The sequence below is a fragment of the Marinococcus halotolerans DSM 16375 genome (assembly GCF_000420725.1).
GTDB classification, from domain to species: Bacteria; Bacillota; Bacilli; order Bacillales; family Marinococcaceae; genus Marinococcus; species Marinococcus halotolerans.
The window spans coordinates 37,124-46,575 of record NZ_ATVM01000023.1 but is presented as its reverse complement, the minus strand read 5'-3'; the positions used below and the strand labels follow the sequence as shown (position 1 = coordinate 46,575).

Below are 9,452 nucleotides of genomic sequence, written 5' to 3'. Positions count from 1 at the left end.
GTGATGATTCGCAGCTTCCTGAAGGGCCTTCACACTCCCGTTGCGATGCTCCCGGGTCCAACCCTCCAGCAGCTTTTGCATATGCCGGGCAGCTGGGGCGGACATAAAGAACCGGAGGTTCCATTGATCAAAGGCGTTGGCGATGCAGGAGGAATATGATACGGTAGACATGAGGCAGAATCCTTTCTCGATGGTGTTTTGGTCGATGTCATCGTACCGTATCAACGGGGATTCTGTCTCTTTTTTATCGATAATGGAAATAATTGTTAATAAATCCGCAACATAAAAGGTCCTTAGTAGGAAAAGCTGTCTTTGTACTGCATCAGCTCTACATTGACATCGACGTCTAATATTCCTTCAAGAGCGGCTAAATCGACATTAATAAACGAAACCAAATCATCGTTGGTCGAAAAATAAGCTTGAATCATCAGATCATGATTACCGGAAAAGGCTCCGACAAAACGAACGGCTTCAAAGGTTTGCAGTTGGAGTGCAACGTGCTGTTGTTGGCCGAGCCGGGTGTTAATACCGATGATAGCCTGCACATCCAGACCGATTTTTTTCGGATCGGTGTGAACAATAAAGTCAAAAATCCCGGCATTAAGCATTTTACGAATCCGGAACCGAATCGTTCCTTCACTTACCTCTAAGGACTGGGCGATCGTGGAATACGATTCTTTGGCGTTTTGCTGCAAGGCATGTAAGATAGCCCGGTCGGTATCATCGAGTGTTGGCATGGTGGTGGGCCTCCTTATGTCGTTTGCCTTCATGGCGGAAAGAATTTCTATAAAATACCTAAATCATACAAAAGAAAAGGGAAAAAATTCAACGATAATTTTCTAATTTTTCTTTGAATAAGAAATTATTGGCAAAAAAAGGATTCCATTGCATTAAAAACGGGAGTACTTTTCAAGCACTCCCTTAATACTTTGTATTTTCCAGTTATACGTATTGCATTGCCAACCTTGATGATCGGCTTTTTTTCTATTACATAAAAAATCCCCTATCAGCAGTTTTTGTTTAAAACAAAAGTGGGGCTGGCCCAAAAATAGGACAGCCCCCTGGATGTTTACGGATTCCTGATAATTGTTTAGGCGAACAAAGATAACTGACACATTAAAACGTCGGAGTTAACTATCTGATGTATTCAAATATACCTGCAGCCCCCATGCCTCCCCCAATGCACATGGTCACCATGCCATACTTGGAATCTGGTCTTTTTTTCATTTCCGCAAGCAGCTTTGCAGTCAGCATTGCTCCTGATGCCCCAAGAGGGTGGCCTAATGAGATGGCGCCTCCATTAACATTCGTTTTAGTCATATCTAACCCTGTCTGCCTGATAGAGGCCACCGTTTGTGCTGCAAATGCTTCATTTAGTTCGATTAAATCCATATCATCAACCGTTAGGTCAGTTAATTTTAACACATCCGGGATTGCATAAGCCGGACCAATCCCCATGATTTTTGGATCAACACCCGCTGCCTTGAAGCCTACGAATCGTGCAATGGGGGTGACGCCTAATTCTTTTACTTTGTCCCCCGACATTACAACTACAAAACCTGAGCCATCTGTAAGCGGGGCAGATGAACCGGCTGTTACTGTTCCATCGGCTTTGAACACAGTGGGCAGCTTCGCTAAATCCTCCATATTGGTATCAGGGCGTACCAGTTCGTCCGTATCAAATATATCTTTTGTTACTACCGGGCCGTCATTATGGTACGTTACCTTAGTTACATTAATAGGAATAATCTCGTCATCGAACTTTCTTGAGTCCTGGGCATTTTTAGCACGCTGGTGACTTTGCACAGCATAAGCGTCCTGGTCTTCCCGTGAGACGCTATATTTTTCAGCCACCATCTCGGCGGTCAGCCCCATTGGGTAGGATACTCCGGCCTCTTCCTCCTGGAGTATTGGACTGTTGACCGGCTCATTTCCCCCCATCGGAACGGCACTCATTAGTTCAACTCCGCCAGCTGCTATAATATCTGCCTGGCCAGACACAATCTGATTAGCCGCCATCGCGATTGTTTGAAGCCCTGAAGAACAATAACGGTTCACCGTCTGGGCCGGAACATCTTCCGACAGCCCGGCAAGCAACGCAATCGAACGTGCGATATTTTGTCCCTGCAGGCCTTCAGGAAAAGCATTACCAACGATAACGTCCTGTACCATGTCTGGATGGAATTGACCACCTACCCGGTCCAGTACCCCTTTTAGTACCTGTGCTGCAACTTCATCAGGTCTGTCGTGAGCCATGGCACCACTTAACTTTCCTTTAGCTGAAGCAGAACGCCCATAAGCTACTATATACGCATCTTGCACTGACTTTCACCCTTTCCTTGCTACCACAATTTTTAATTTCGTAAAGGCTCGCCTGTAGCCAGCATATGAGTAATTCGCTCGTACGTTTTTTCGTTTTGTAACAGCATTAAGAATTTTTGTTTTTCAAGCTTTTGAAGGTATTTTTGATTAATATAGGTGTTACGCGGAAGGTCTCCTCCGGATAAAACATCGGCAACACTTAAAGTGATTGTATAATCATGAGCACTTATGAAATTTCCAACACGCTGGGCCTCCAGCTGGCCTTGAGCAAGTGCTTTATAATCTCTGCCTAAAGCAAAATAGGTCAACTTCGGCTGGGGAACATAATTTGTCTCCACTTCAAACTGTGCTCGTTTTAATGCTATTTCTACTCTTTTCTCTGTATTCAATATAATGGAATCAGTTTCTCTAAGATAACCATACCTGAGCGCTTCATAAGCGTTCGTTGATACTTTTGCGAACCCTACATTCGTCAGTACTCTAGTCATCGATTCCTGTTTATCGTTATGCTTATGGCTCGTTCCGAGAATCCGGTCCGCCATTTCGGCAAGGCCGCCACCGCTTGGAAGCAGTCCCACCCCTGCTTCTACAAGTCCCATGTACGTTTCACTTGCAGCTACTACTACCGGTGAATGAAGAACCAATTCACAACCGCCGCCTAAAGCTTTCCCGTGGACGGCTGTCACCACGGGCTTAAGTGCATATTTAAGGCGGCTGAAGCTCTCGTGCAGCTTTTCAATTGCAGGCCCCACCATCTCTTCCACTGTGTTTTCTTCATGTGCTTTTTTCATCAGATATAGGTTGGCGCCCACACTGAAATTGTTTCCTTCTGCATAGATGACCATGCTCGAGTAATCCTCGTTTTCTAAAAGGTCGATCGACTCGATTAAATCATCAGCAAAGCCATCGGTAATAATATTATTATTACTTTGTAGCTTCAGTAACAGCTGGTCTTTATTTGCAACAGAAAGACTGGAATCTTCCCTGTTCCATAGTTCACTATCTGTAAACGCTGATACAGGAGTCACACGCTCAATCGCCTCACCTTCAGAATAAAATGATGTACTGCGTTTTTCTATCCATTCCGGTAACGGCCCCAGCTCCCGCTGCATTCGTTCCTTAACGCGTTCGAATCCCATCAGGTCCCATAGCTGGAAGGGCCCTTTTTTCCAGTTGAACCCCCACACTACGGCACGGTCTATATCTTTAAAGTCCGTTGCCGCTTTCGGTACGTTCAAAGCACAATAGTAGAAATTGTTTCTAAGGGTTTCCCACAAGAACCTGCCCGCTTCATCTTCAGCGTTATAGATGATGTCCATATTTGACTTCAAGTCTTTACTGAAGCTGTTCAGCAGCTCAAACTCAGGCTGTTCCGGCTGTACATATTCATTGCTTTCCGGATCAAAAACCAGCAGGGATTTCTTTTCTTTCTTATAAAAGCCCTGCTTGGTTTTCCTCCCCAACGCGCCATTTTCCATCAGTTTTCCTGCAATACGTGTCTCGTGGAAAAATTCCTGTTCTTCCGGATCCTGCTGCAGGCCCTTGATGACGGTTGTCGCAATATCAAGCCCTACCAGATCGACGAGCCCATACGTCCCGAGGCTTGGCCTTCCGATACCGCGTCCCGTGAGTGCATCGACCTCCGTAATGGAAAGGCCTGTTTTCTCTGCACGATACATAACATCATTCATTGTCTGTGTCCCTATCCGGTTAGCAACAAATGCCGGCACATCATTTGCTATGATGACGCCTTTGCCCAGCACATCTGCAGCAAAAGCCTGAACTTTATTTGTTACTTCAGGGGATGTATTAGGACCAGGGATCACTTCTACCAGCTTCATGATCCGGGGCGGGTTGAAGAAGTGCATGCCGAAAAATCTTTCCTGCTCCGTATCATTAAATACCCGGGATATTGCCTTTATTGGAATGCCTGAAGTATTTGTGGCAAATAAGGCATCATCTTTGGCAACACGTCTCACCTGGTCCCAAATGTTATGCTTTATTTCCACTTCTTCCTTTACAGCTTCAATAAAAATATCCGAGTCATCCTGCCCAGATAAATCCTCTGTAAAATTGCCATAAGTCAAATTAGAGGCGAAGTTTAAATCAAATAATTGCGGCCGTTTCGGATCAGTAATCATATCATAGGATTTTTTTGAAATCTTGTTTGGATCGCTCTCATCAACTGCTATGTCCAGCAGCTTTACTTTTAAACCTGCATTAACCAAAAGGGCGGCAATTTGACTGCCCATTAACCCCGCGCCTAAAACGGTTGCTTTTCTCATCGTCATGAAATAACCTCCATATTTCTGAAATTTATTCAGCCACTCCCTGCAGTCAGATAAATGCAGAGTCCCCTGTTAATGCTCTGCCAATAACTAAGGCATTAATTTCATGAGTTCCCTCGTAGGTGTAAATGGCTTCGGCATCAGAGAAGAACCTCGCGATATCATATTCGGCAAGAATACCGTTGCCTCCTGTAATCCCGCGTCCCATTGCAACGGACTCCCTTAATCTTAAGGCGTTCATCATTTTTGCGGTTGAGGTTGCCACTTCATCATATTCCCCGTTCCCCTGCATCCGGGCGAGTTGTGCAGACAGGCTCATTGCATGAGATAGGTTTCCCTGTATCATTGCCAGCTTCTCCTGAATTAACTGGTATTTACTAAGTTCTTTGCCAAATTGTTTACGTTCGGTCACATAATCCAGAGTGGCCCGCAGGGTCCCGGCTATCGCTCCTGTCGCCATATGGGCCACACCAGCACGTGTTGAGTACAGAACTTTCGCAATGTCTTTGAAGCCGTTAATATTTTGTAGCCTGTCTTCTTCCTGTACGACAACGTTGTTTAAGTGAATATTAGCATTTGGGACAATTCTCAAAGCGATTTTGTTTTCAATGACATCTATATCCACGCCATCCTGGTCAGGCTTAATGATAAATCCCTTTGGTTTACCTGTATCCGCATCTGTAGCAAAAACCGGTATGACATCCGAAAGATTAGCGCCGCCTATCCATTTTTTCATACCGTTTATTACCCATTTATCACCCTCACGCTTAGCCGTCGTTGCTAAACCTCCAGCTACATCCGATCCGTGTTCAGGTTCGGTTAAAGCAAAACAGGTCCTCAGTTCGTGAGATTGCAATTTCGGCACATAATACGCCACTTGTTCTTTACTTCCGCCAAACAGGAACGCATTGTGTCCTAAACCTTGATGCACACCCATCAAAGTAACTAATGAAACATCAAACCTTGCCACTGTATATAGCATGAAAAACTGAAACAACTGACTCGTAGTCCGTTCGCCCTCCCGCCCTTCAAACAGCAATGGGTTATTGAAATAATTCAATTTACCCATATCATTAAAAAAGTCTTCAGGCACTGTTGCATTAGCCCAGTGATCATTAATTGAATCCCGGTATTTTTCTTCGAGCAGATCATTGAGTTGTTTTAAAAACTGTACTTCTCCTTCAGTTAATTCTTTAGAAATATTTAATAAATCTTCAGGATATAATTCTTTTATCAGTGCTTGTTTTTCAGCCATAGTATAGCCTCCAGTATATTCTGATAGCGCTTTCAAAATAGTCGCTTAAAGTAATTCGTTTTCTTGATTTTCCTCCTGTGCTTTTTGATTCGCCATTTTTTGTAATTCTAATCTGTCAGGTTTTGCAGTTGAGTTTAATGGTATATCCTTCACCTTCAAATACATTCGCGGTATTTTGTAGCCTGCCAGGTGCTCTCTCACATGTTTGTCCAGTTTAGCTTCGAAATCCGGATCGTCCTCTTTCAATTGCACTACTGCAGAAACAGATTCTCCAAATTCAGGACTTTCATATCCCACTACCACCGTTTGCCTTACAAGCGGGTGCTCTGATAATACACCTTCCACTTCAGAAGGCAGAACATTTTCCCCTCCGGTAATAATGAGCTCCTTTTTCCGGTTAATGATAAAGATATCTCCGTCTTCATCCTGCCTGGCTAAATCGCCTGTTAGGAAATACTTGCCTGCAAATGATTTTTCTGTTTCTTCCGGCTTGTTCCAATAACCTGGTGTAACGTTTTTACCGTGGATGGCCAATTCCCCAATTTCACCAGTTTCAACATCGTTATGATTTTCATCCAGCAGACGCACATTCATATACATGACAGGCTTGCCAATACTCATTGGTTTTTTCATTGCATTATGAGGTGTATTAACCATAACAAGTGGAGCTTCAGTTAACCCGTAGCCATTGACTAATGTGTAACCCATACTTTCAAATTTTTTCTGTACAGCCGGAAGCGGTGAAGATCCACCCTGTATTAAGAACTCAATATTTTTGAAGCCCTGAATATCAAGATTACCAGCTGCCAGCATGCCATAGTACATAGTTGGTATGAGCATTAAATAATCGGGCTGGTATTTTACCATCAGATCATTTAATTCCTTTCCGTCAAAATAGCGATGCAGAATCAAGGTTCCGCCAGCCATTAGTAACGGCAGCGACAAATCATTAAATCCCAGTACATGAAACATCGGAGTTGATACAATTGTTGTATAACCGGCATGTGTTTTATACGTCAATGCGGTATTGATCATGTTATTAACAAACGACTCGTAAGTGAACATAACCCCTTTTGGTAATCCTGTTGTCCCGCTCGTATATATTAAAGATGCAAGGTCGTCGCTTTCTACATCGACACTTTTAAATGGGCGGTGGTTTTTAGGATTAACAATGTCATCATATTCCGACGAATCGACATCCATATGGATCAGCTCTTGAGGGATTCCTCTCAGGGACTCCAGATGATTGGAGGCGTAAAAAATCAGCCTGGCATTAGAATCCGAAATAATGCTTTCAATCTCTAAAGATTTCAACCGCCAATTAATAGGCAGGAAAACGGCCCCCAGTTTAAATGAGGCGAACAGCAAATCCAGTATTGCCATGTCGTTTGGTGCGAATATACCGATTACATCCCTGCGTTTTACTCCCTGGTCCTGTAAATAATTCGCTAAATTCTCTGCACGGATGTTTAAATCCTGATACGACCATTCTGTGCCCTTACCCGGATCAATAACCGCTGCTTTCACTCTGTCAAAATCTGATCTTGTTTTAATCCAATCATAATTCATATTTATCTTCTCCTTTATCAATATGATTCCGATGTTGGATCGATTGCTTCAATTCCCCCCAATCGTTTTGATAGATATTTTGGTCTGTAATTTTCAACTCGTCAGAGATAATAGGAGCAAAATCCATCTTTGAAAGAACATCCCTCTGCAGATCCAACCCCGGAGCGATTTCAATTAATTTTAAGCCTTCCTCCTCCAATTGGAATACGGCGCGTTCAGTCACATAAAAAACCTGTTGGTTCAGTTCTTTCGAATATGCTGCGTTGAAATCTACACTTTGTACATTTTTTACAAATTTATGCGAGTGTCCTTCCTGTTCAATGATCAACTGGTTATTTTCACAAGAAGACTGGCTGCCCGCAACCAGGGTCCCTGAAAAAATAATAGTCTTCACCGTTTGACTTATGTCTATAAACCCGCCACTTCCGCTCCTTTTATTGCCAAAACAGGAGACATTTACGTTTCCCAGCTGGTCGATTTCCGCAAAACTGAGATAGGCTATATCATGGCCGCCATGATATATAAAGTCCCATGTCAGCTCATGGCGCATTCTCGCGTCCAGGTTATAGTTCATTCCAAAGCGGTCTTTGCTGCCGATAATTCCTCCGAATATGCCGGTATCAATATTAAGCTGAACCAAATGCTCCGCTTGTTCTTCTATTAATACATTTGGCAGCTCATTATTTATGCCAAAACCAATACTGACTACATCCCCTTCACTCAAAAACTGGGCAGCCCGCCTTAAAATAATTTTACGGGAGCTAAGCTTCATAGACTGCTCCTGTATATCACTCACCCGGTAGTGGCCTGATAAAGCAGGATCATAATAAGCCTGCATCACCTGCTTATGATATTTGGGGTTTTCATTTATAACAACGTAATCCACAAGTTCGCCGGGAATAAACACATCATGAGGAGGAAAACTGCCGCTTTGAACAATTTCTTTAACTTGAACAATCACCTTCCCACCCTTTTGATGGGTAGCAGCCGCTACACTGTATCCTTCTCCCAGATGGGACTCATGGGTCATAAAGATATTTCCTTTTTCGTCAGCATAAGTTCCCCGTAAAAGAGCTGCGTCAATGCCAGGAAAGTCATAGTGTAAATATTCTTCTCCCTTGATTTCTAATACAGAAACTAAGCTCTCGTTGGTGACATCATTAACCATTCCGCCTGAATTTCTAGGATCGACACTTGTATTTAAACCTATTTTTGTAATCATCCCCGGAGAAGAAACGGAATGATTCCGATATTGTACGGCGAGAATTCCCTGGGGGAAAAAATACGCTTCAATTGCATTATTTTTAATCGCCTCAATAGTAGCTGGTGAGGCTGTGAGTAAACTTGTTATTAACCGTTTAATCATTCGACGTTGAACGAAAGCATCGAGATCAATCCCACCCTCGTAATCACTTATATCATTTGCGATGATGAACGTAAGGTTATCCGGGCTTCCAGTTTCATCGTATTGCTCAACCATATGTTTTAATATTTCTGCTGGTAAATTTCCGACAGATAAAGCTGCGACGGAAATAATATCTCCAGTGGTAATAATGTTATTTAAATCATTGTATGAAATAACCTGCATGTCCCAACCTCCCTACAGTATTTATCCTGCTAAACCTTTACCATAAAAGTCCCCCCTTCTTTATCCTCATCCTACAGTTTTAAATTTATCATTTTATACAATAAATGTAAACGTTTTCAAATTATACTCTATTAATGCTCTAAACAATAAACTAGTAGATATTGAATTGGCTTTAATCCAGACCCTGTTTCTATTATTTACAAGATGAAAGGTTTTCCAGACGATGTGGGCGTGAATTCGACTTCCATCTAGATTGTTTATTTATTTTTTGAATAATCACAATTTTTTCGTCAAAAGTGGAACGAAACCCTGGCATGGAGCGTATATCTAGAAATCAAACGTGATTTCAGCTTTTCCTTTTTTCCACTACGTTCATGTATACAGAACGAACTTCACCGTGGTGCCAGAAAATATAAGTGATGATACATGC

At 42.8% G+C, this 9,452-nt stretch carries 6 protein-coding genes and 1 pseudogene; all 7 read right to left on the bottom strand.

Annotated features, from left to right (window positions below):
* Positions 1 to 171, bottom strand: a pseudogene (locus tag G548_RS19720) (IS701 family transposase); the annotation flags it as partial.
* Between the two features lie 122 nt (positions 172 to 293).
* Complete coding sequence (locus G548_RS0113990) at positions 294 to 737, bottom strand: Lrp/AsnC family transcriptional regulator (protein WP_022794777.1); 444 nt, start codon at positions 735 to 737, stop codon at positions 294 to 296.
* Between the two features lie 397 nt (positions 738 to 1,134).
* Entirely contained in the window at positions 1,135 to 2,322 is a 1,188-nt protein-coding gene (locus tag G548_RS0113985) for a thiolase family protein (RefSeq protein WP_022794776.1), read from the bottom strand.
* 32 nt (positions 2,323 to 2,354) lie between these two features.
* Positions 2,355 to 4,613, bottom strand: a complete 2,259-nt coding sequence (gene fadB / locus G548_RS0113980; RefSeq protein WP_022794775.1) for a 3-hydroxyacyl-CoA dehydrogenase/crotonase FadB — start codon at positions 4,611 to 4,613, stop codon at positions 2,355 to 2,357.
* Between the two features lie 46 nt (positions 4,614 to 4,659).
* Positions 4,660 to 5,865: an acyl-CoA dehydrogenase FadE gene (gene fadE / locus G548_RS0113975; protein WP_022794774.1), complete on the bottom strand. Its 1,206-nt coding sequence runs from the start codon at positions 5,863 to 5,865 to the stop codon at positions 4,660 to 4,662.
* Positions 5,866 to 5,910: 45 nt separating this feature from the next.
* Entirely contained in the window at positions 5,911 to 7,434 is a 1,524-nt protein-coding gene (gene fadD, locus G548_RS0113970) for a long-chain-fatty-acid--CoA ligase FadD (protein WP_022794773.1), read from the bottom strand.
* On the bottom strand, positions 7,424 to 9,022 hold the full coding sequence (gene fadX / locus G548_RS0113965) for a fatty acid degradation protein FadX (RefSeq protein ID WP_022794772.1): 1,599 nt from the start codon (positions 9,020 to 9,022) through the stop codon (positions 7,424 to 7,426). Before fadX ends, fadD begins: the two co-directional genes overlap by 11 nt.
* Between the last annotated feature and the right edge of the window lie 430 nt (positions 9,023 to 9,452).

Bases quoted from the DNA above. Each gene is read 5' to 3' on its own strand.
- fadE (WP_022794774.1), bottom strand. From the start codon at position 5,865: ATGGCTGAAAAACAAGCACTGATAAAAGAATTATATCCTGAAGATTTA.
- G548_RS0113990 (WP_022794777.1), bottom strand. From the start codon at position 737: ATGCCAACACTCGATGATACCGACCGGGCTATCTTACATGCCTTGCAG.
- fadB (WP_022794775.1), bottom strand. From the start codon at position 4,613: ATGACGATGAGAAAAGCAACCGTTTTAGGCGCGGGGTTAATGGGCAGT.
- fadX (WP_022794772.1), bottom strand. From the start codon at position 9,022: ATGCAGGTTATTTCATACAATGATTTAAATAACATTATTACCACTGGA.
- fadD (WP_022794773.1), bottom strand. From the start codon at position 7,434: ATGAATTATGATTGGATTAAAACAAGATCAGATTTTGACAGAGTGAAA.